Here is a 25,026-nt window from a genome sequence, read left to right as displayed (position 1 = left end):
AATGACTAACGCATCATTGGAAAACCTGGATCCATCCGAGAGGGAAGCTTTGCTGGCCCGCGCGCGGGCCGCCAAACTCCAGCGCAAGGGTTCCACCCAGCGCGAGCCGATCGACGTGCGCGCAACGCCGGGCGGCTCGTGGCCGCTGTCGTTTGCCCAGCAGCGCCTGTGGTTCATCGCCCAGATGGGACAGGAAGCCAGCGTGGCTTACCATATTCCGGGTGCCCTGGCGCTCGACGGGCACCTCGACGAAGACGCGCTCAATGCCGCGCTGGACCGCATCGTGCAGCGCCACGAAGCGCTGCGCACCCGCTTCGCGCTGGTCGATGGCCGCGCGCAGCAATGCATCGAGCCGCACGGACGCTTCGCCGTGGTGCGGCATGACATCAGCGCGGACGACCCGCATGCGCGCCAGGCGGCGATTGCCCACTGGAGCCGCCACGAAGCGGCCGAACCGTTCGACCTGGGACGCGCGCCGCTGATCCGCGCCCGGCTGCTGCGCCTCGGCGAGCGGGAGCACATTCTGCTGCTTACCTTGCACCACATCGTCTCCGACGGCTGGTCGATGGGCGTGTTGATGCGCGAACTGGGCGAGCTGTATCGCGCCTACGCCGACGAAGGCGTCGCTCATTGGGACGACCCGCTGCCGCCGCTGCCCGTGCAGTATGCCGACTACACCCTGTGGCAGCGCCAGTGGCTCGATGGCGCCGTGCAGAAGCAGCAACTGGCCTACTGGCGCGGGCAGCTGGCCGGCGCCCCCGAGCTGCTCACGCTGCCGACCGATCGGCCGCGCCCCGCGGTGCAGGACTACACCGGCCAGAGCATCGGCTTCGAGCTCGATGCGAATCTGAGCGCCGGACTCAAAGCGCTATCGCATAAACACGGCACCACCTTGTATATGACCTTGCTGGCGGCATGGAGCGCCCTGTGCGCGCGCCTGGCCGGCCAGGACGAGGTGGTCATCGGCTCGCCGGTTGCCAACCGCACCCGGGTCGAGCTGGAACCGCTGATCGGCTTTTTTGTCAATACGCTGTCGCTGCGCATCGACGTAAGCGCCAATCCGAGCGTGAGCGATTTGCTGGCTCAGGTACGCGAATGTGTGCTTCAGGCGCAAAGCCACCAGGATGTACCGTTCGAGCAGGTGGTCGAAGCGGTCAATCCGCAGCGTACCCTGGCGCACAGCCCGATCTTTCAATTGATGTTCGCCTGGCAGAACACGCCGCGCGAAGCGCTGGAGCTTGGCCAGATCGAGTTGCGCGAACTCGAATTCGACCATCACAGTGCCAAGTTCGACCTCGCGCTGGACATGCAGGAAGCGGGCGGACGCATCATGGGCCGCCTGGGCTTTGCCACCGCGCTGTTCGAGCGCGCCACGATGGAACGCCACGCCGCTTACTTCAAGGCCCTGCTCGAAGGCATGGTATGTGACGATAGCCAGCCGGTGGCGTCGATCGCCATCCTCGGCCAGGCCGAACGGCGCCAGGTACTGGTGGACTGGAACGATACCCGGCGCGATTACGGCGACGCCTTCGCCCATGAACTGTTCGAGCGGCGGGCCGCGCAGGCGCCAGGTGCGACCGCCGTGGAAGCGGAGGGCGCGTCGCTCACCTACCAGGCCCTCAACGAGCGCGCCAACCAGTTGGCGCACCATCTGATCTCGCTCGGCGTACGCCCCGATACGCGCGTGGCCATCGCGCTTGAACGCGGTACGCCACTGGTGCTGGCAATGCTCGCCACCCTGAAGGCCGGCGGCGCCTACGTGCCGCTCGACCCGCAATACCCGTCCGACCGCCTTGCCTTCATGCTCGACGACAGCCGTCCGAAGGTGGTGCTCACGCAAGCGTCGGTGCAGGAGCGCCTGCCGGCTTGCCGGGCCCTGATGACGGCCGCGGTGCTGGAACTCGATGCCCCGCTCGCGCCGTGGGCAAGCCAGCCGGCCAGCAATCCCGAACGCGCGTCGACCGGTCTTTCGCCATCGCACCTGGCGTATGTGATCTACACCTCCGGATCGACCGGCAAGCCGAAGGGCGTGATGGTCGAACACCGCAACCTGGCCAACCTGGTCGGCTGGCACGCCGACGCCTTTCCGCTGATCGCGGGAGAACGCGCATCGAGCACCGCGGGGATCGCCTTTGACGCCTGCACCTGGGAAGTCTGGCCGCCGCTGTGCATGGGCGCCGCGCTGGCCCTGGCGCCAGCCGACGCCGCGGGCGATCCGGTGGCACTGCTGGACTGGTGGGAGAAGCAGGAGCTGCACAGCAGCTTCCTGGTGACGGCGCTTGCCGACATCGCCTTCCGGCGCGAGGCCGGCGCGAAAAAGCCGCTCAGAACCCTGCTGGTCGGCGGCGACCGACTGGGCAAACTGCCTGCCGGCGGTCTTGGGTTCGACGTTGTCAACAACTACGGACCGACCGAATCGACGGTGGTGGCGACATCGGGACGCGTTAGTGCCGGCGACGCCGTGGTCCACATCGGCCGTCCGATTGCCAACACCAGCATCTATCTGCTCGATCGCTACGGCCAGCCGGTCCCGGTGGGCGTGGCGGGCGAAATCCACATCGGCGGCGCCAGCGTGGCGCGCGGCTACCTGAACCAGCCGCTATTGACGCAGGAACGCTTTCTTCCGGATCCGTTTTCGCAGCTCCCGGACGCGCGCATGTACAAGAGCGGCGACCTGGCGCGCTGGCTGGCCAACGGCACTATCGAATTTTTGGGCCGGAACGATCACCAGGTCAAGATCCGAGGCCTGCGCATCGAGCCGGGCGAGATCGAAGCGCATCTGAGCCGCCAGAACGGCGTGCGCGAAGCGGTCGTGCTGGCGCGCGAGGACAGTCCCGGCGACCAGCGCCTGGTGGCCTATCTGGTCGGCGACGTCGACACCGACGCCGTGCGCGAGGCCCTTGCGCGCGAACTGCCCGACTACATGGTGCCCGCCGCCTGCGTCGTGCTCGATGCCATGCCGCTCACCGCCAATGGAAAGCTGGACCGCAAGGCGCTGCCGGCGCCCGAAGGCTCGGCCTACGCCCAGCGTTCGTACGAGGCGCCGCAAGGCGCCACCGAAACGGCGCTGGCTGCCATCTGGGCCGAGCTGCTCCAACTCGATCAGGTCGGCCGCCACGACCACTTCTTCGAACTCGGTGGCCACTCGCTGCTGGCCGTGCAGCTGATGGAACGCATGCGCCGCGTGCATCTGGGCGCGGACATCCGCACCCTGTTCTCGCAGCCGACGCTGGCCGCGCTGGCGCAGGCGGTGGACCAGGCCGCCGGTACCGGCGGAGGCGAAGTGGCGGTGCCGCCCAATGCCATTCCCGCCGGCTGCGCCGAGATTACCCCTGCCATGCTGCCGCTGGTGACGCTGGACGAGCGCCAGATCGCGCGCATCGCCAGCACCGTGCCGGGCGGGATGCAGGCGATCCAGGATATCTACCCGGTCGCGCCGCTCCAGGAAGGCATCCTGTTCCACCATCTGCTGCAGGCCGAGGGCGACCCCTACCTGTCGTCGGCCACCCTGGCCTTCGATTCGCGCGCGCGCATGGATGGTTTTGTCGCGGCGCTGCAGCAGGTGATCGACCGCCATGACGTGCTTCGCAGCGCCATCCTGTGGGAAGGTTTGAGTGAACCGGTGCAAGTGGTCTGGCGCCGGGCGCGCTTTACGGTCGACACCCCGGCACTGCCGGCGGGCGACACGGTCGCCCAACTGTGCGCCCTGGCCGATCCGCGCCATGTGCGCCTGGACGTGCGCACGGCGCCGCTGCTGCGGGGATTCAGCGCTTTTGACGACAAGAGCGGGCGCTGGCTGCTGCAACTGCTGCTGCACCATATGATCCTAGACCACACGACCCTGGACGTCATGTTCCAGGAGATCGCGGCGATCCAGGGCGGCCGGGCCGACGAACTGCCCGAGCCGGTCCCGTTCCGTAATTTCGTGGCCCAGGCGCGCCTGGAGGGCAGGGCGCAGGAGCACGAAGCGTTCTTCCGCCGGATGCTGGGCGACGTCGACGTAGCCACCGTGCCCTACGGCCTGGCCGACGTCAAGGGCGATGGCAGCAACGTGGAGGAAGTCCAGCGCCGCCTCACGCCCGTGCTGTCGCAGCGCATCCGCCGCCAGGCGCGGGCCGCCGGCGTCAGTGCGGCGAGCATGTTTCACTGGGCTTGGGCCAGGGTCGTCGCCCAAGGCAGCGGGGTTGACGACGTCATTTTCGGCACCGTGCTGTTCGGCCGCATGCAGGGCGGCGCCGGCGCCGACCGCGCCATGGGCCTGTTCATCAATACCCTGCCACTGCGGGTGCGCCTGGGCGCTGCCAGCGGGCAGGAAGAACTGCGCGCCATTCACGACAACTTGCTGCAACTGGTGCGCCACGAGCACGCGCCACTGTCGCTGGCCCAGCGCTGCAGCGCTCTGCCGGCAGGCAAACCGCTGTTCTCGGCGCTGCTCAATTTCCGCCACAGCGCCGGCCGCGACGAACAGGCCGAAGGCGGCTGGGACGAAGGCATCGAGGTGCTGTCATCCCAGGAACGCACCAACTATCCATTCGGCCTGTCGGTCGATGACCTGGGTCAGGACTTCCTGCTGACCGTACAGGTGGCATTGCCGGTCGAAGCGCGCCAGATCTGCGACGACGTATTGCGCGAACTGGAAGCACTGGCCGGCGCGCTCGAAAAGGGCGAACGCACCCCTGTCGCCGCCGCACACGGCGCGGCGCCGTGGAGCGATGCCGTGCGCAGCTTCCCGCAGCCATTCTGCATTCACGAACAGTTCGAGCAGCAGGTCGAGCGCACGCCGGACGCCATCGCCGTGCGCCATGGCGACACGGACTTGAATTACCGTGACCTGAACGCGCTGGCCAACCAGCTCGCGCATCATCTGCGCGCGCTGGGCGTGCGGCCGGACGACCGGGTCGCCATCTGCGTGCAGCGCGATCACACCATGCTGGTCGCCATCCTGGCCGTGCTCAAGTCCGGCGGCGCGTATGTGCCGCTCGACCCGGCCTACCCGGCCGCGCGCCTGGCGCACATGCTGCACGACAGCGCGCCGAAGGTGCTCATTACCCATGAGGGCACGCTGCAGGCAGTGGAGCACGCCGTGCCGGTGCTCGACCTCTCGCAAAGCCAGCCCGCCTGGGCGCACAACGCCACGAGCAACCCGCGCGCGGACGCCGTCGGGCTGCGGTCGCACCACATGGCCTACATCATCTATACCTCGGGTTCGACCGGCCTGCCGAAAGGCGTGATGGTGGAACACGCCAACGTCGGGCGCCTGTTTGCCGCCACCGCCCACTGGTTCGGCTTCGGCCCGAACGATGTCTGGACCATGTTCCACTCGTACGCCTTCGACTTTTCGGTATGGGAGATGTGGGGCGCCTTGCTCCACGGCGGCCGCGTGGTCGTGGTGCCGCAGGCCACCGCGCGCTCGCCGGACGATTTTTACCGGCTGGTGTGCGCGGAGGGCGTGACGGTCCTGAACCAGACACCCGGTGCCTTCCGCCGCTTCATCGCCAGCCAGGGGGCGAGCGACGCCGTCCACAGCCTGCGCTACATCGTCTTCGGCGGCGAGGCGCTGCAACCGGCCATGCTCAAGCCGTGGTACGCCCGCAATGGCGAACGCACGCGCCTGGTCAATATGTACGGCATCACCGAAACGACCGTGCACGTAACTTACCGCGAGCTCACCCCGGCGGACGCGCAGGGCAGCGGCAGCCCGATCGGCATGCCGATTCCCGACCTGGCTGTGCACATCCTCGATACGCAGGGCCGCCCCGCGCCAATCGGCGTGGTCGGCGAAATGCATGTCGGCGGCGCCGGCGTGGCGCGCGGCTACCTGAACCGGCTAGAGCTGACCGCCGAACGCTTCATCGACGACCCGTTCCAGCCCGGCGGCGGCCAGCGCCTGTACCGCACCGGCGACCTTGGCCGGCGCCTGCGCGACGGATCGATCGAATTCATGGGCCGTAACGATGCCCAGGTCAAGGTGCGAGGCTTTCGCATCGAGCTGGGCGAAATCGAGGCGCGCCTGCTGCACCTGCCCGTCGTGCGCGAGGCGGTGGTGCTGGCAATCGACGACGCCCAGGGCGAAAAGCGCCTGGCCGCCTACGTTGTCCCGCGCGACAGGGAGGTCCACGGCGACGGCATGGCGATCCGCGAGGAGCTGGCGCAGGTGCTGCCGGACTATATGGTACCGGCCTACATCGTGTGCCTGGACGGCCTGCCGCTGACCGTGCACGGGAAACTCGACCATGCAGCGCTTCCGGCGCCGGATGTGGCGCGCAGCGACGCGGGTTACTGCGCGCCGCGCAACCCAGCCGAAGAATGCATCGCGTCGATCTGGGCCGACGTGCTCGGGATCGACCGGGTCGGCGTGCACGATAACTTCTTCGCCCTGGGCGGCGACTCGATGCGCACCATTTCGATCGTTTCAAAAGCGCGCGAGCGAGGGCTTGCGCTCGCCATTGAGCACATTTTCAGCCACCTGACGGTGGCCGGTGTGGCCGCCGCACTGGCGCGCGCCCAACCCGACGCCGCCGCCACCGCGCCCGCCGCCAGCGCGATGGCGCTCTCGCCCGCCGACGCCGCGCTGCTGCCAGGCGACGTCGAAGACGCCTACGAACTGACCTGCCTGCAACTGGGCATGGTATTCCATAACCAGATGTCGGCCGACGGCAGCGTGTATCACGATGTCTTCAGCCATCACCTGCGCATCGAGGGCTGGAATGCCGGGATGTTTCAAGAGGCGCTGGACACGGTCGTGGCGCGCCACCCGGTCCTGCGTACCTCGTTCGACCTGCGCACCTACAGCGTCGCCCTGCAACTGGTGCACAGGGGCGCGCGCATCGCCGCCGACATCAGCGACATCAGCGCGTTCGACGCGGCGCGGCAGGAACACCTGATCAGCGACTGGCTGCGTCAGGAGCGCGGCAACGGCTTTGCGCTGGGCGAAGCGCCGATGTTCCGGATCTTCATCCATCAACGTGGCCGCGACAGCTTCCAGCTCACGCTCAGCTTCCACCATGCGATCCTGGACGGCTGGAGCGTGGCATCGTTCGTCACCGAACTGTTCCAGGTATACCAGGCCTTGCGGGCGGGCGAGCGTATCGACGCCCCGGCGCTTGCGTGCAGCTTCAGGCAGGCCGTCGCCGCCGAACAGGCCATCCTCGCCTCGACGTCCGCCACCGAGTTCTGGACCGGTTACCTGGCCGGCCGCACGGTCGCCAGCCTGCCGCCGCGCGATGCGGACAACGACGTCGATGCGTCGCGCACAGCCGCCATCACGCTGCCGGAAGGTGTGACGGCGCAGCTGGACGCCCTGGCGCGCGAGCTGCACGTGCCTTTGCGTACACTGCTGCTGGCCGCGCACGTGCGCGTGATGGCACTGTTCTCGGGCGAGAGCGACGTCCTGACAGGGATGGTTTCGCATTCGCGTCCGGGCGAACAGGACGGCGACAAGGTGCTTGGCCTGTACCTGAACACGCTGCCCCTGCGCCAGGCGATCGAACCAGGCAGCTGGAAGGACCTGATCGTGGCCACCTTCAAGTCGGAACTGGCGGTGATGCCGTACCGCGCCTATCCGTACGCCCGCATCATGCAGGAAAACGGGCGCCGCGCGCTGTTCGAGACGGCCTTCAACTTCGTCAACTTCTATGTCTACGACGGCTTGCGCAATGTGGAGTCGCTTCAATTCCTGGAAGGCCAGGCGTTTGAAGCCACCAACCACGCGTTGACCTTCAACGCGGCCCAGGAAGGAAACAGGCTGACCTTGTCGCTGCAACGCGATCCGGCGCGGCTATCGGCGCGCCAGGGAGCACGCATCGCCGCAGCCTACCAGGCGGCCCTGGTGACGATGGCGCGCGAGGCAGACGGCGCGCATTTGTTCGCCGGCTTGCTCGACGCGGCCGAGCGCGAGCAGGTCCTGCGCGGCTGGAATGACACCGTGCGCGACTATCGCCAGGACCTGTGCATCCACGAACTGATCGAAGCGCAGGTGCGCAGTACCCCGCTCGCCGTTGCGCTGGAGGCCGGCGACACGCGCCTGACCTACGGGGAATTGAACGAGCAGGCCAACCGCCTGGCCGCCTATCTGCGCATGCTTGGCGTGGGGCCGGACCAGCGCGTCGCGCTGTGCCTCGAGCGCGGCGCCGCAATGGTGGTGGGCCTGCTGGCCGTGCTCAAGGCCGGCGGCGCCTACGTCCCGCTCGACCCGGCCTATCCGGAGGAACGCCTCGCCTTCATGCTCAAAGACAGCGCTCCGCTGGTGCTTTTGACCCAGGCCAGTCTGGCGCGCCGCCTCGCCGTACCGTCGGACCTGCCCGTTTTGCAGCTCGACGCCACCAATCCGCCATGGCAGGCGCTCCCGGGCAAAAATCCCGACGCCGCCGCACTGGGCCTGAGCCCATCGAACCTGGCGTACGTGATCTACACCTCCGGCTCCACCGGCCAGCCCAAGGGCGTGATGAACGAGCATCTGGGCGTGGTCAATCGCCTGCTGTGGATGCAGGAAGCCTACCGCCTGGACGCGAGTGACGCGGTGCTGCAAAAGACGCCGTTCAGCTTCGATGTGTCGGTATGGGAGTTTTTCTGGCCGCTGATGAATGGCGCGCGCCTGGTGATGGCACGCCCGGACGGCCATAAAGACCCGGCCTACCTGGCAGATACCATCGAACGACACGGCATCACCACCGTCCACTTCGTGCCGTCGATGCTCCAGGCGTTCGTCGATGGCGGCGCGGCCGAGCGCTGCACCGGCCTGAAACGGGTCGTGTGCAGCGGTGAAGCCTTGCCCGGCGCACTGGCACGGCGCTTCCGGCAATGCGCGCCCGACGCGCAGCTGTACAACCTGTACGGCCCGACCGAGGCGGCCGTCGACGTCACCGCCTGGCACTGCGCCGGCGTCGATTTGCCTGACAATATTCCGCTCGGCCGGCCGGTTGCCAACACCGCCATCTACCTGCTCGATCGATACGGCCAGCCGGCGCCGATTGGCGTGCCTGGCGAAATCCACATCGGCGGCGTGCAGGTGGCGCGCGGTTACCAGAACCGCGACGAACTGACGCGCCAGCGCTTCGTGGCCGATCCGTTCGCCGGCAAGCCGGGCGCGCGCATGTACAAAACCGGTGACCTGGGGCGCTGGCTGGCCGACGGCAGCGTCGAATTCCTCGGCCGGAACGATCACCAGGTCAAGATCCGCGGCCTGCGCATCGAACTTGGCGAAATCGAAGCGCACCTCGTGCGCCAAGAGGGCGTGCGCGAAGCCGTGGTACTGGCACGCGAAGACAGTCCGGGCGACAAGCGCCTGGTCGCCTATCTTGTTGGCCAGGTCGACACGCAGTCGGTGCGCGCGGCGCTGGCGCGCGAGCTGCCCGAGTACATGGTTCCCGCCGCCTGCGTCGTGCTCGATGCCTTGCCCCTGAGCGCGAACGGCAAGCTCGATCGCAAGGCACTGCCGGCGCCGGAAGGCTCGGCGTATGCGCAGCGGACCTGGGAGGCGCCGCAAGGTCCGACCGAAACGGCGTTGGCCGCCATCTGGGCCACCCTGCTGCAAGTGGAGCGGGTAGGGCGCAACGACCACTTCTTCGAACTGGGCGGCCACTCGCTGCTGGCCGTGCAGCTGATGGAACGCATGCGCCGCCAGGAGCTGTTCGCCGACATTCGCACCCTGTTCTCGCAACCGACCCTGGCCGCGCTGGCACAAGCGGTGGACCAGGCCGGGCAAGCCGGCCGGCGCGACGTGGTGGTGCCGCCCAACGGCATCCCGGCCGGCTGCACCACGATCACGCCAGCCATGCTGCCGCTGGTGGGATTGGACGCCGAACAGATCGCGCGCATCGTCGCCACCGTCCCCGGAGGCGCCGCCAATGTGCAGGACATCTATCCGCTCGCGCCCCTGCAGGAAGGCATCCTGTTCCATCACCTGCTGCAGAACAAGGGTGATGCCTACCTGCTGTCGGCCACCTTGTCGTTCGACTCGCGCGAGCGGCTCGATGCCTTTACAGGCGCCTTGCAGCAGGTGGTCATGCGTCACGATGCGCTGCGCACCGCGCTGCTGTGGGAAGGCTTGCCCGAGCCGGTGCAGGTGGTCTGGCGCGACGCCACGTTTGACGTCGAAACACTGGTCCTGCCCGGCGTCGACACGCCGGCCGAGCTGCGCGCCCACGCCGATCCGCGTCACTTTCGCATCGACCTGCGGCGCGCGCCGCTGATGCATGGCTTTGCCGCTTTCGACGACAAGACCGGCTGCTGGCTGCTGCAACTGCTGCTGCACCACGTGGTGACCGACCACACCACGCTCGACGTGCTGTTCGAGGAAATGGCGCTGATCCAGGCCGGCCGCGCGCAGGAACTGCCGCTGCCGGTCCCGTTCCGCAATTTCGTGGCGCAGGCGCGCCTCGGCGTGAGTGTGCAGGAACACGAGCAATTCTTCCGCCAGATGCTGGGCGACGTCGACGAACCGACCGCGCCATTTGGCTTGCTGGACATGCAGGGCGACGGCTCCAACGTCGACGAGGCGCGCCTGCCGCTCGACGCGGGGCTGGCCCTGCGCCTGCGCCAGCATGCGCGCCGCCTTGGCGTCAGTGCCACCAGCCTGTTCCACCTGGCGTGGGCGCAGGTACTGGCGCGCACCAGCGGGCGCGATGATGTCGTCTTCGGCACCGCGCTGTTTGGCCGCATGCATGGCGGCAGCGGCGCCGACCGGGTCCTGGGCCTGTTCATGAACACGCTGCCGGTGCGCATCCGCCTTGACGACACCCCGGTCGAAGCGGCCGTGCGCGATACCCATGAACGCCTGGCGCAACTGCTGCATCACGAGCACGCGCCACTGTCGCTGGCCCAGCGCTGCAGCGGCATGGCGGCCTCGGTGCCGCTGTTCTCGGCCGGATTCAATTACCGTCACAGCCCACCGGCGCAGCAGGTATGGGAAGGGATGAAGGTGCTGCACGGCGAGGAATTGAGTAACTTCCCGCTGGTGTTGAAGGTGGACGACCATGGCGAAGCATTTTCGCTCACGGCCAACGCCCAGCGTCCGATCGACCCGATGCGCGTGTGCCGCTACATGCACACGGCGCTCGACCATCTGGCCGATGCGCTCGACAATGCACCGGCCACCACCAGCGGCGAGCTGGAAATCCTGCCCGCCGACGAACGCCGCCAACTGCTCGACGGCTGGAACGATACCTTTGTAGCGATCGACGCAGGCCGCTGCATCCATCAACTGTTTGAACTGCACGCGGCCAGTTCGCCCAGCGCCGCCGCGCTGGTGGTGGACGACAGCGCACCGCTCAGCTACGCCGAACTCAATGCGCGCGCCAACCAGCTCGCGCATCACCTGATCAAGCTGGGCCTGCGGCCGGATATGCGGGTCGCCATTGCGCTGCCGCGCGGGGCCGACATGATCGTCGCCTTGCTGGCCACGCTCAAGGCCGGCGCCGCCTACGTTCCGCTCGACCCAGGCTATCCCGCCGAGCGCCTGGCATTCATGCTCGACGACAGCCGCCCGCGCGTCGTGCTGACCCACGCCGACCTGCAGGAACGGCTGCCGGCCAGCCGCGCGCTGCTCACCGCCACCGTGCTGGAACTGGACGATGCGGCCGCGCCATGGCAGGATAAACCGGCCACCAATCCCGATCCGGCCGCGCTGGGCCTGACCGACGCGCATCTGGCCTACGTGATCTACACCTCCGGTTCGACCGGCACGCCGAAGGGCGTGATGATGGAGCACGCCGCCCTGTGCAACCTGGCGCAGGCGCAGATCGACAGTTTCGGCGTCACGGCCGCAAGCCGCATCCTGCAATTTGCGTCGTTCAGTTTCGACGGCTGCATTTTCGAGGTCATCATGGCGCTGTGCCATGGCGCCGCCCTGTACATGGTGGCGTCGGATGTGCCACTGGCCGGCGACAGCCTGCTCGCCGTCGCCGACAAGCATGGCATCAGTCACGCCATCCTGCCGCCGGCCGTGCTGGCGGCCTTGCCCGACAGCGCGCGCATGGATTCGATCACCACCCTGGTCATGGCCGGCGAAGCGTCGGGCCACGCGCTGGTGCGGCGCTGGGCTGCCGGCCGCACCCTGATCAACGGTTACGGTCCGACCGAAACCGCGGTGTGCGCCACGGTTTTCCGTTGCGATGCACAGCAGGCGGGCGACCCGCCGATTGGCCAGCCGATCGGCAACAAGCGCATTTACCTGCTCGACGCCCACGGTGCGCCGGTGCCGCTGGGCGTGGCCGGCGAAATCCATATCGGCGGCGCCGGCATTGCGCGCGGCTACCTGAACCGGCGCGAATTGAGCGAGGAGCGCTTTGTCCCCGATCCGTTTGCGGGTAACCCAGGCGCGCGCATGTACCGCAGCGGCGACCTGGGACGGCGGCGCGCGGACGGCAACATCGAATTCGTCGGCCGGGTCGACAAGCAGGTCAAGGTGCGGGGCTTCCGCATCGAACTGGGCGAAATCGAAACGGTGCTGCTGGCCGCCCCCGGCGTGCGCGATTGCGTGGTGCTGGCGCGCGAAGACCAGCCCGGCCAGCGGCGGCTGGTGGCGTACTTCAGCACCCCGGAACCGGAACTGTGCACGCCGGAGTCGCTGCGCCTGCACCTGGCCGGCCGTCTGCCGGAGTACATGGTGCCGGCGGCCTACGTCTGCATGGACGCCTTGCCGCTCACGCCGAACGGCAAACTTGATCGGCGCGCCTTGCCGGCGCCGGAGGATGGCGCTTTCAGCACCCGCGTCTACGAGGAGCCGCAAGGCCCGGTGGAATCGGCGCTGGCCGCGCTCTGGAGTGAACTGCTGCAGGTGGAGCAGGTCGGCCGGCGCGACCACTTCTTTGAACTCGGTGGTCATTCGCTGCTGGCGGTGCAGATGATCTCGCGCCTGCACCAGCGTCTCGGCCTTGAGGTGGCGCTGTCGGACCTGTTTGCCCAGCCGGTGCTGCATGCGTTCGCGACCCTGGCGCACAAGGCGCCGGCGCAAGGCTTGCCGCCATTGGTAGCCGGCCCGCGCCCGCATGACATTCCGGTCTCGTTCGCGCAGCAGCGCCTGTGGTTCATCGCCCAGATGGGCGAGGCCGCCAGTGCCGCCTACCACATCAGCGGCGGCATGCGCCTGCATGGCCGGCTGGACGAGCGCGCGCTGCGCTGCGCCCTGGACCGCATCGTGCACCGCCACGAAGCGCTGCGCACCCATTTCGAGCTGCTCGACGGCGCCCCGGTGCAGCGCATCGCCGCCAGCACCGGCCTGACCCTGGTGCGCCATGACCTGAGCACCGACGCGCAGCCGCAGGCGGGCGTCGACCATTGGGGCCGGGTGGAAGCGAGTACCCCGCTCGAGCTGGGCCAAGGTCCGCTGATCCGTGCCCGCCTGCTGCGCCTGGGCGAGCAGGAACACATTTTGCTGCTGACGGTGCACCATGTGGTGTCGGACGGCTGGTCGATGGGTGTGCTGGCGCGCGAACTGAGCGCCTTGTACAACGCCTATGCGGTCGATGGGCTGGCGCATGATCTTGACCCTCTGCCGCCGCTGCCGGTGCAATATGCCGACTACGCCCTGTGGCAGCGTGGCTGGCTGGGCGCGGCGCCGGCCCAGGAGCAGCTGGCCTACTGGAAGCGGCAACTGGCGGGCGCTCCTGCCTTGACTACCCTGCCGAGCGACCGCCCGCGGCCCGCGATGCAGGACTATACGGGCCAGAGCCTGTCGTTCGCCATCGATGCCGCCCTGTGCACGGGCCTGAAGGCATTGTCGCGCAAGCATGGCACCACCTTGTATATGACCTTGCTGGCGGCATGGGCCGCGCTGGCGGCGCGCCTGGCCGGGCAGGACGAAGTCGTCATCGGCTCGCCGGTCGCCAATCGCGGCCGGGTCGAACTCGAACCCATGATCGGCTTCTTCGTCAACACCGTGGCGCTGCGGCTCGATGTCAGCGACAGCCCCACGGTGGCCGACCTGCTGGCCCAGGCCAAGCAGCGCGTGCTGGAAGCGCAAAGCAACCAGGACGTGCCGTTCGAGCAGGTGGTCGAGGTTCTCAATCCGGAGCGGGCGCTCAACTACAGCAGCATCTTCCAGTTGATGTTCGCGTGGCAGAACATGCCGCACGACGCCGTGCAGCTGGGCGACCTGCGCCTGGAAGAATTGCCGGAGCCGAGTGACCGCAGCACCGCATTCGACCTGTCGCTGACCCTGCAGGAAAGCGGCGAGCGCATTGTCGGCACGATGGAATATGCGGCCGCGCTGTACGACCGCGCCACCATCGAACGGCATCTGGCGCGCCTGCACACGGTCCTGGAAGGCATGGTGCGCGACGACATCCAGGCGTTCGACCGCATCGACCTGCTGGACGCGGGCGAACGCCAGCAACTGGAAGCGGCATGGCGGCACGCACGCCAGCCGTATCCGGACAATGCCTGCATCCACCAGCTGTTCGAACAGCAGGTGGAGCGCACCCCGCACGCGACCGCGGCCGAGCAGGAGGGCAGGGCACTGAGCTACAGCGAACTCAATGCCCGTGCCAATCAGCTGGCGCATCACTTGCGCCAGCTCGGCGTGCAGCCGGACCAGCGCGTGGCCATCTGCGCGCCGCGCAGCCTGGACATGCTGGTCGCCATTCTCGGCGTCCTGAAAGCCGGCGCCGCGTATGTGCCGCTGGACCCGGCCTATCCGCAGGAGCGGATCGATTACATGCTGCGCGACAGCGCACCGGTGGCGCAGCTCACGCAGAGCGATCTGGAAGCGCCATCCTGGCTTCACCAGCCGACCGATAACCCGGAACCCGCGGCAGTCGGCCTGGCTGCGTCGCACCTGGCGTACGTGATCTACACCTCCGGCTCCACCGGTGCGCCGAAAGGCGTGATGATCGAGCACCGCGGCCTGTGCAACCAGATCACGGCGCTTGGGCGGCTGTACGCGCTCGGTCCCGCCGACCGCGTGCTGCAATTTGCCGCGCCGAGCTTCGACATGTCGGTCGAGGAGATCTTCGGCGCCCTGGTGAGCGGCGCCACTTTGGTACTGGGCTCGCCAGTGTGGATTGCAGACGCCCAGCGCTGGTGCGAACTGGCCGAATCGAATGCGCTGACCGTGGCTAACCTGCCGACCATGTTCTGGCAGCAGATCGCCCAGGCGCCGCACGTGGCGCTGCCGGCATCGCTACGCCAGATCAGCATCGGCGGCGAAGGCGTGGCCGCCGCCGCGCTCGACGCATGGTGGGCCCGGCCCGGCCACCGTCCGGTGCTGGTCAACGCGTATGGTCCGACCGAAGCGACCATCAACGCCAGCATACTGACCTGCCAACCCGGCACCAATCCGCGTTCGATCGGCAGCCCGGTGGCAAACACGCCGGTCTACCTGCTGGACCGCCATGGCCAAGCGGTGCCCCTTGGCGTGGCCGGCGAAATCCACATCGGCGGTGTGGGCGTGGCACGCGGTTACCTGAACCTGCCGCAGCTGACGCAGGAGCGCTTCGTGCCCGACCCGTTCGCGGGCGAGGCGGGCGCACGCATGTACCGCAGCGGTGACCTGGGCCGCTGGCTGGCGGACGGATCGCTCGAATACCTCGGGCGCAACGATCATCAGGTGAAACTGAGGGGCTTTCGCATCGAGCTGGGCGAAATCGAGGCGCTGCTGGCCAGGCAGCCTGGCGTGCGCCAGGCCGTGGTGCTGGCACGCGAGGATAATCCCGGCGACAAGCGCCTGGTGGCCTACGTCGTTGGCGCGGCCGATGCCGGGGTGCTGCGCGCAGCCCTGGCGCAGGCACTACCCGACTACATGGTGCCGGCCGCCTTCGTCACGCTCGATGCCTTGCCGCTCACGCCGAACGGCAAGCTCGATCGGCATGCCTTGCCGGCGCCGGAAGGAACGGCTTATGCGCAGCGTGCCTATTGCGCACCGCAGGGAGAGGCGGAAAACGCGCTCGCGCGGATATGGGCCGAACTGCTGCATGTCGAGCGTGTCGGCCGCGACGACAATTTCTTTGAACTCGGCGGCCATTCGCTGCTGGCCGTGCAGCTGATGGAGCGCATGCGCCGCAGCCAGATGCCGGTCGACATCCGCACCTTGTTCCTGCGGCCGACGGTCGCCGGTCTGGCCGGCGCCACCGGCACGGAGAATGCGCGCGAGGTGGTGGTTCCACCGAACCGCATCCCGTCCGGATGCACTGCGATCACGCCCGACATGCTGCCGCTGGTGGCGCTCGACGCCGCACAGATCGCGCGCATTGCGGGCACGGTCGCCGGCGGCGCCGCCAATGTGCAGGACATCTATCCGCTCGCACCGCTGCAGGAGGGAATCCTGTTCCACCACCTGCTGCAGGCCGAAGGCGACCTGTATCTGTCGGCAGCCACGCTGGCGTTCGATTCGCGCGAGCGGCTCGACGGCTTCGTGCAGGCACTGGGGCAGGTCATCGCGCGCCATGACGCCTTGCGCACCTCCGTGCAATGGGAAGGCTTGCCCGAGCCGGTGCAGGTGGTGTGGCGCGAAGCGCCGTTCGTGCTGGAAACGCCGGCGCTCGCAAACGGCGACGTGGCCGCCATGTTGCGCGCCCATGCCGATCCGCGCAGCATGCGCATCGACCTCGGTCAGGCCCCGCTGATGCGCGGTTTTGCCGCGCCCGATCCGGACAATGGACGCTGGTTGCTGCTGCTCCTCGAGCACCACCTGGTTACCGACCACACCACGCTCGATCTGCTGTTCGAGGAAATGGCGATGATCGAAGCCGGACGCGCCGACGAGCTGCCGCCGCCTGTCCCGTTCCGCAATTTCGTCGCGCAAGCGCGCCTGGGCGTGAGCCGCCAGGAGCACGAAGCCTTTTTCCGCACCATGCTGGGCGATGTCGACGAGCCGACGGCGCCGTTTGGCCTGGCCAACGTGCAGGGCGACGGCAGCACGGTGCGCGAGGCGCAGCAACTGCTCGCGCCAGCGCTGTCGGAACGCATCAGGCGCCAGGCCCGCAGCCTCGGCGTCAGTGCGGCCAGCCTGTTCCACTGGGCCTGGGCCCAGGTACTGGGGCAGGCCACCGGCCGCGAGGACGTGGTATTTGGCACCGTGCTGTTCGGCCGCATGCAGCCGGGCGCCGGTGCCGAACGCACCTTGGGCCTGTTCATCAATACCCTGCCGCTACGCGTGCGCCTCGGTGAAGTGAGCGTGGAACAGGGCATCCGTGAAACGCACGCGCTGCTGGCGCAGCTGATGCAGCACGAGCACGCGTCGCTCGCCCTGGCGCAGCGCAGCAGCGCACTGGCGGCCGGCACGCCATTGTTCTCGGCACTGCTTAACTATCGCCACAGCGGGCAGCAGGCCAGCGACAGCGTCACCGGCGCCTGGGCGCAGGGCATCACGGTGCTGGCCGCGGAAGAACGCAGCAACTATCCATTCAGCCTGTCGGTTGACGACCTGGGCGAAGACTTCGGCCTGAGTGCGCAGATCGCCGAACCGGTCGATCCGCAGCGGATATGCGACTACATGACGCAGGCGCTGAATGGACTGGTCGAGGCGCTCGAGACGGCGCCGCACCTGCCGGCATGGGGCATCAACATCCTTGACGCGGCCGAACGCGAACGATTGCTGGTGCGCTGGAACGACACCGCGCAGGCGTTCCCGGACAGCCTGTGCATCCACCAGCTGTTCGAGCAGCAGGTGGCGCGCGCACCACGGGCAGCGGCGCTGGAGCACCAGGGCCGCTGCCTGGACTACGGGCAGCTCAACGAACGCGCCAACCAGCTTGCGCATCATTTGCGTAGTCTGGGCGTGCAGCCTGACGAGCGCGTGGCCATTTGCGCACCGCGCGGCGTGGAGCTGGTCGTCGCGATCCTGGCCGTGCTCAAGGCTGGCGCGGGCTACGTCCCGCTGGACCCGGCCTATCCGCGCGAACGGCTCGACTACATGTTGCGCGACAGTGCGCCGGTGGCCTTGCTGACCGTGGCGGGCATGCCGGCGGCGGCCACGGTGCCGGTCCTGGTCCTCGATGGCGAGTCGCAGCCATGGCTGCGCCAGCCGCTCACCGATCCCGATCCGGCAGCGGTCGGGCTGACCCCGGCCAGCCTGGCATACGTGATCTACACGTCGGGGTCGACCGGGCAGCCGAAAGGCGTGATGGTCGAGCACCGCGGCTTGTGCAATGTGGCGCAGGCACAGACCCGCACGCTGGCCATCGACCCGGCCAGCCGCGTGCTGCAATGCGCTTCGCCGAGTTTCGACGCCTGCGTGTTCGAGCTGGTCATGGCGCTGTGCCACGGCGCGGCCCTGCACGTGCCGGCGCCCGGCGCGCTGCTCGCCGGCCCGGTACTGACCGAGGCACTGGCCGCGCACGCCATCACCCACGTCACCCTGACACCGGCGGTGTTGAACGGACTCGATCCGGGCACCGGACTGGCGGGGGTGCGCACCCTGGTCGTGGCGGGGGAGGCGTGCAGCCGGGAGCTGGTCGAGCGCTGGGCGGCGGGCAGGGTGTTCGTCAATGCCTACGGCCCGACCGAAACGACGATCTGGGCCACCTTCCAGCCGTGCGTGGCGGGCGGCCACACGGGCGCGCCACCAATCGGGCGGCCGATCGCCAATACCGCGATCTACCTGCTGGACCGCCACGGCCAGCCAGTACCCACCGGTGTCGCGGGCGAGATCCATATCGGTGGCGTGGGCGTGGCGCGCGGTTACCTGAATTTGCCGCAGCTGACGCAGGAGCGCTTCGTGCCAGATCCATTCGCTGGCCATGACGGGGCGCGCATGTACAAGAGCGGCGACCTGGGACGCTGGACTGCCGACGGCACGCTCGACTACCTGGGCCGCAACGACCGTCAGGTCAAGCTGCGCGGCCTGCGCATCGAACTCGGCGAGATCGAAGCGCAGCTGCGGCGCCAGGATGGCGTGCACGATGCGGTCGTGGCGGCGCGCGAAGACCGGCCGGGCGACAAGCGCCTGGTGGCCTACGTGGTCGCCGGCGCCGGCGAGGTCGATGCGCAGGGGATGCGCGCGGCCCTGGCGCAGGTGCTGCCCGAATTCATGGTGCCGGCCGCGATCGTGGTGCTCGATGCCTTGCCGCTCACGCCCAACGGCAAGCTCGATCGTCAGGCCCTGCCGGCACCGGAAGGCGCGGCCTACGCCCGCAATCAGTACGCCGCGCCGCAGGGCGAGGTGGAAACCGCGTTGGCGTGCATCTGGGCGGAGCTGCTCGATGTCGATCTGGTGGGGCGCGAGGATGACTTCTTCGCGCTGGGCGGCCACTCGCTGCTGACCATCCAGATGGTAGAGCGCCTGCGCCAGCAGGGAATGCAGGTCGAGATGCGCAGCATTTTCGACAGCCCCATGCTCAAGGATATCGCCGCGCGCATCCAGCGGTCGGCGGCGCTGTCGCTGTCGCACCATCTGGTGCCGCTGCGCCTGGGCGGCGCGCGCCGGCCCCTGTTCTTCCTGCACGAGCCCACCGGCGAGGTGCTGTCGTACGAAAGGCTGTCGCGTCACTTTGGCGACGACATGCCTGTCTACGGCGTGCAAGCCGGCCGCGCCGATGCCGACCGGCCGGTGCGGATGGAGACACTGGCGCGCCGTTACCTGGACGTGATCCGCACGGTGCAGCCGCACGGCCCGTACCGCCTCGCCGGCTGGTCCGGCGGGGGGCTGATCGCCTACGAAATGGCGCACCAGCTGCTGGGCGAAGACGAATCGGTGGAATTCCTCGGCCTGATCGATAGCGGCCGGCCCGGCTACAAGGTCGCCGAAGCCATGCCCGATGAAGCGGCGATGCGCTGGGTGTTCCTGGAGGTGTACGCCAGTTACCTGGACACGAGCCTGGACATGATGCGGGTGCGCGACCTGCAGGCATTGGGCAGCATCGATGCGGCCGTGGCCACCTGCCGCGAACGCGGTTGGCTGCCGGCCGCCTTTACCACCGAGGAGCTGACGTGGCGCTCGGCGCGCTTCGCGCAGCTGATCCTGGCCTGCGCCAACTATGTTCCGCAGCCGCTGCCGATCTCCGTGCATCTGTTCGCGGGCGAACCGGCCGAAGGCGCCGATCCCTCGATCGGCTGGCACGCGCTGCTGCGCCGCCACCTGCACCTGAGCGTCATCGGGGGCGACCACAAGACCATCATGGAGGAGCCGTACATCGAAACGCTGGCGGCGCGCATCAAGCGCGTGCTGGCCGACGCCGAAGCGCTGCCGACGCTGGAGGCGGTGGCGCCCGACAAGGCGGCCATCACCCTGCAGTCGGGCCGCAAGGGACACTCCCCGGTGTTCTGCGTGCCAGGCGCGGGTGCCAACGTCACCGCCTTCCTGCCTCTGGTGCACGCCCTGGGCGATGCTGAACCGGTGATCGGTTTGCAGGCACGGGGCCACGACGGCAGCTGCGTGCCGCATGCCACCGTGGAGGCGGCCGCCCGTGCCTACCTGCCCGAAGTGCGGGCGCACGCCGCGCGCGGGCCATACCGCCTGCTGGGTCACTCGTTCGGCGGCTGGATCGCACTGGAACTGGCGCGCCTGCTGGTGCAGGCTGGCGAAACTGTGGCGCAGGTGGTACTGGTCGATTGCGAGCCACCCGGGCCGGTACGCCATTCGGACCGCCTGCAAACCCTGACCCTGTTCATCGACCTGCTGGAGATGGACCGCGCACAGGCGCTCGGCGTGGACCGCGCCAGGCTCGCTGGCCTGGACGAAGCGGGACAACTGGCGCACCTGATGGAACGCTTGAGCGCGGCCGGGGTTCTGCCGCCGCGCACGCCGGTGGACAAGCTGCAAGGCTTGCTGCGCGTATTCGGCAGCCACCTCAATACCAGCTACGAGCCGGCTGGCCCGTATGCGGGTGCGATCCTGCTCGTCAATGCCGACGTTGCCGAGACGGCCGGCTCGGCGCGCAGGGCGGCCATGTCGGCTCCCGAGAAGCTGGCGCGCTGGCAGCGCCTGGCCGACCGGGTCGATGTGCAAACGCTCGAAGGCAGCAATCACATGAACATCCTGAAGCAGCCGTTCGTGGATCTGCTGGCCGGCGCCGCGGCCGACGCATGGGCGGTCGATGCCGACGTGATGCCGCTCAACCCATTCATCAACTCTTCTTCCAAAGCGAAACGCCAATGAAAACTCTGAAATCCCTCGCACCGAATGTTCGCAGCGTCCCCCTGGTCAATTCCTGGTTCGCGCATCCGTACCTGGTGTCGCCGCTCACCTTCGGCCTGTACACCAAGCATGCGCACCTGGCCATGCTCGAGTCGTTCATCGAAGACCCGGCCCAGCACCTGGAGTCGGCGCTGATTCCGGAGCTGCTCGGCGGCCCGTTCATCAATTACGCGGACGACCCGGCCGACATGGCGCGCTTTCGCGACCGCACCCTGGAGCGCTGCGCGCCGCAACTGCGCTGCGCCGACGCCATCGGCGCGATGTACCAGATGCTGCAAAACCAGGCCAAGGGCGCGGGCGTGCCCGGCCTGTACGCCCAGATCGATCCGCAGATCCGCAACGGCGTCGAGCTGTCGTACGATTTGTGCAAACAGCCCAATGCGCGTTTCATCGAATCGGTGTTTTACGACAGCCCGCTGTACGACACCTCGCTGCAAACCTGTGTGCTCGAAAAAGCGACCTACGAGCCGCGTACTTTCGTCCTGAGCACACCGCAGATCAAGCGCCGCGACAGCTCGGTCGAACTGCGCCTGCCGTTCGGCGACCCGCTGTGGAACCACCTGCACGGCGGCGCCCACGATGCCGCCGAACTGATGGAAATGCTGCGCCCACGCGTGGATGACCCGGCGCGCGACATGCCGCTGCTGGAAACCATGTTCACCGAGCGCCGCGTGGCCGAGGGCCATCGGAGCGGACCGGCCGATACGGTGCGCATCCGCTACCTGGGCCACGCCTGCGTGCTGATGGAGTGCGGCGGCGTGAGTATCCTGATCGACCCCTTGATCAGCTACCCGGACGAGTCGCGCATCGACCATTTCACGTTCGACGACCTGCCCGAGCGGCTCGATTATGTGCTCATCACGCACCCGCACCAGGATCACATCGTCTTCGAAACGCTGCTGCGCCTGCGCAGCAAGGTCGATTGCGTGGTGGTGGGCCGTGCCGGCGGCGGCAACCTGCAGGATATTTCGCTCAAGCTGATGCTGCTGCGCTGCGGTTTCGGGCACGTGGTGGAACTGGGCGAGTACGAAACGCTGGAGTTCGAGGGGGGGCGCATCATCGGCGCGCCGTTCTACGGCGAACATGCCGATCTCGATATTCGCACCAAGCTCGCCTTCGGCATCGAGATGCAGGGCGCGGCGTGCCTGTTCTTCGCCGATTCGAATCCGCCGGCGCCGGAATTCTACGAGCCGCTCAAGAAAATGATGCCGCGGATCGACTGCCTGTTCCTCGGCATGGAGTGCGTCGGCGCGCCGGCAACCTGGCTGTACGGCCCCCTGCTGCAAAAAATGCTCACCCGCGGCGAGGATCAGTCGCGCCGCCTCGATGGGTGCGACGCCGCCAAGGCTCTCAAGATGCAGGAATACTTCGATCCGAAGCGCCTGTTCATCTACGCCATGGGGGCCGAACCCTGGCTCACGCACATCACCAGCATCCTGTACTCGGAAGAGTCGACCCAGTTCAAGGAAGCGCGCATCGTCGAGAAGACCGTGCGCGGGCAGGGCAAGCAGGCCGATGTCCTGTTCGGCAAGATGGAACTGATGTTGTGAGCGGGGCCGCAACGTCGTACGGCCTGTTATGGCGGTTGCTGCGCGTCGCCCGGCCATCCGCCGGCCAGCTGGGCGCCGCCGCAGCCATTGCACTGCTGTCGGCCGCCGGAACCTTGTGCTTTCCCCTGCTGGCCCGGCGCGTGGTGGACGAACTGGCGGCAGGCAAGACCGATCCGCTCAGTATCGGCTTGCTGGCCGCGATTCTGGTTGGCGCCGCGCTGGCGTCGGCGCTGTCGGCCTACCTGCTGGCGCGCGTCGGGCATGGGCTGGTGGCGAGCCTGCGCGCCATGCTGGTCGACAAGCTGCTCAAGCTGCCGGTGGCGGCCTTCGACCAGGACAGCACGGGCGAACGTGTCAGCCGCGTGTTGAGCGACTGCGATGCCATTTCCGACCTGGCCACCAAGCAGGCGGTGAACCTGCTCACCGGCGTGCTGCTGCTGGGTGGGTCGGTGGGCGTACTGCTGATGCTCGACGTGCGCCTGACCCTGACCTTGCTCGGCTGCGTGGCGGGCGCCTTCTGCGTGGTCATCCCCCTGGCCTTGCTGCTCGAAGGGCTGGCGCGCAGCACGCAGGATCGCACGGCCAAGCTGGGCGGCATCCTGACCCACGTGTTTTCCGAAATACGCCTGGTCAAGGCGTTCACTGCGGAAGGGCGCGAGCGCGCACGCAGCGGCGAGGAAATCGAGGAGCTGCGGCGCCTTGGCTTGAAGGCCTCGAAAATCAATGCCGCCCTCGAGCCGGTCATCGGCCTGGCGCTGACGGCGGCGATCATCATCATCCTGGTCTACGGGACTGGCCGGGTGAGCAGCGGGGCGATCACCATCGGCACCCTGACCGCCTTCATCCTCTACATCTTCAACGTGGCCGCGCCGCTGATTCAGCTGACCAATTTCGCCGCGGAGCTGCAAAAGGCCAAGGGCGCGTCCAGCCGTATCGGCGCGCTGCTCGACGAGTGCGAAGAAGAGCAGGGCGCTGCGCGCGCCACCTGCGACGGCGACGATGGCACGCTGGTGTTCAGGGGGGTGTCGTTTGCCTACCCTGGCCAGGAGCGCAAGGTCCTGGAAGGACTCGATCTGGTGTTCCGGCCCGGGACGACGACGGCGCTGGTGGGGGCGAGCGGTAATGGCAAGACCACGATCCTGTCGCTGATCGAGCGCTTTTACCAGCCGTCGGAAGGCGAACTGCTTTACGACGGCGTGCCGATCGAGCAGCTTGGGCTGGCCGATTGGCGCGGCAAGATCGGCTACGTGGCCCAAGGTGCGCCTATCATGCCCGGCAGCGTGCGCGAGAACATCACTTACGGCCTGGCTGGCCGGTATACCGATGCGATGGTGCTGGCGGCGGCGGAAAAAGCCGGTGCGCTGGCGTTCATCGACCAGATGCCGCAGGGACTGGACACGCTGCTGATCGAGCAGGGCAACAACCTGTCTGGCGGCCAGCGGCAACGGATCGCCATCGCCCGCATGTTCCTGCGCAACCCGGCCATCCTGATCCTGGATGAGGCGACGTCGAACCTGGACAGCGAAACCGAGCACCAGGTGAAAACAGCGCTCGAATCGCTGATGCAGGGGCGTACCAACATCGTCGTTGCGCATCGCCTGGCCACTGTCATGCATGCGGACTGCATTTACTTTCTGGAGGGAGGAAAAATATCGGGTGCCGGGAACCATCATGAATTGATTGGCTCTCACCCTTATTATGCAAGGCTGGTGGCGCGCCAATTCCAGAACGTGCCGGAGCGCCCGGCGATGCACGGCTGACGGCAAGGTGCGCGCTGATCGCTGCGCGCGCTGCGGCGCTCCGCGGGCTCCGGGTACGCGGCCAGAACGTGATTGCGCCGCACGTACGCGCGGCGTCCATTTTATCGCACGAGCCCGGCATGGTGTCGGATGAATACATCCGTGCGTCCATAGTGCCTTTTTTGCATCCAATGCGTAGAAGCCGTGTTAGGCTTGGCATTCATTATCGTGAACTTTGACGAAAATTAAACACAAAGGGCCAAAAATGCAAACCATTGGGAGCTTTAATCTGACGGATGACGGTGGCTTTGTTTGCGCCACGGGCTGCAATTATTTTGATTGGAATGGTTCTGGTGTAGTGAGCGGTTCACAGGGAGGAGTAATTCCATCAGGGCAAAGCGAGACATATAACCCGGGCGATCACGGGGTGCCAGGCCCAGTCGGGGGTATTCCACAACCAGTTCAGTTATGTATAGCAGTTTCTGGGGGGGAAGACCGGACCGCCTTGCCATGGTTTAACTTTGACCCAGCGTCACCGGTATGCGCTTACTTTATAATCACTGGCACGACCATTAATAGCTCGGTACGCCTTCTCCGCGTAGAGTAAGATTAAGAGTAGCATAGGGGCGAATCAATTGATCGCCCCTATGTGTCAGGGAAGTGCTGA

General features: G+C 67.6%; 3 protein-coding genes. All 3 read left to right on the top strand.

Annotation, left to right across the window (positions count from 1 at the left end):
• The first annotated feature begins 1 nt into the window (after nucleotide 1).
• Genes RBA40_RS17335 through RBA40_RS17325 form a run of 3 tightly spaced genes read left to right on the top strand, consistent with a single transcriptional unit; the run spans nucleotide 2 to nucleotide 24,380 of the window.
• Nucleotides 2–21,031 (top strand): non-ribosomal peptide synthase/polyketide synthase, encoded by a 21,030-nt coding sequence (locus tag RBA40_RS17335; RefSeq protein ID WP_306649035.1) that lies wholly within the window; start codon nucleotides 2–4, stop codon nucleotides 21,029–21,031.
• The gene (locus tag RBA40_RS17330; protein WP_306649034.1) at nucleotides 21,028–22,620 is read left to right on the top strand and encodes an MBL fold metallo-hydrolase; all 1,593 of its coding nucleotides are present in this window, start codon (nucleotides 21,028–21,030) and stop codon (nucleotides 22,618–22,620) included. Before RBA40_RS17335 ends, RBA40_RS17330 begins: the two co-directional genes overlap by 4 nt.
• Nucleotides 22,617–24,380 carry an ABC transporter ATP-binding protein gene (locus RBA40_RS17325; protein ID WP_306649033.1) on the top strand — a complete coding sequence of 588 codons (1,764 nt, stop codon included), beginning with the start codon at nucleotides 22,617–22,619 and terminating at the stop codon, nucleotides 24,378–24,380. The genes RBA40_RS17330 and RBA40_RS17325 overlap by 4 nt, the downstream gene beginning before the upstream one ends.
• The last annotated feature ends 646 nt before the right edge of the window (nucleotides 24,381–25,026 follow it).

The sequence above is a fragment of the Massilia pseudoviolaceinigra genome, assembly GCF_030846505.1.
GTDB classification, from domain to species: Bacteria; Pseudomonadota; Gammaproteobacteria; order Burkholderiales; family Burkholderiaceae_D; genus Telluria_A; species Telluria_A violaceinigra.
This window is presented reverse-complemented; position numbering and strand designations above follow the sequence as displayed.

What these genes read in the sequence shown, in the direction of transcription:
- RBA40_RS17335 (WP_306649035.1), top strand. Translation starts at nt 2, where the DNA reads ATGACTAACGCATCATTGGAAAACCTGGATCCATCCGAGAGGGAAGCT.
- RBA40_RS17330 (WP_306649034.1), top strand. Translation starts at nt 21,028, where the DNA reads ATGAAAACTCTGAAATCCCTCGCACCGAATGTTCGCAGCGTCCCCCTG.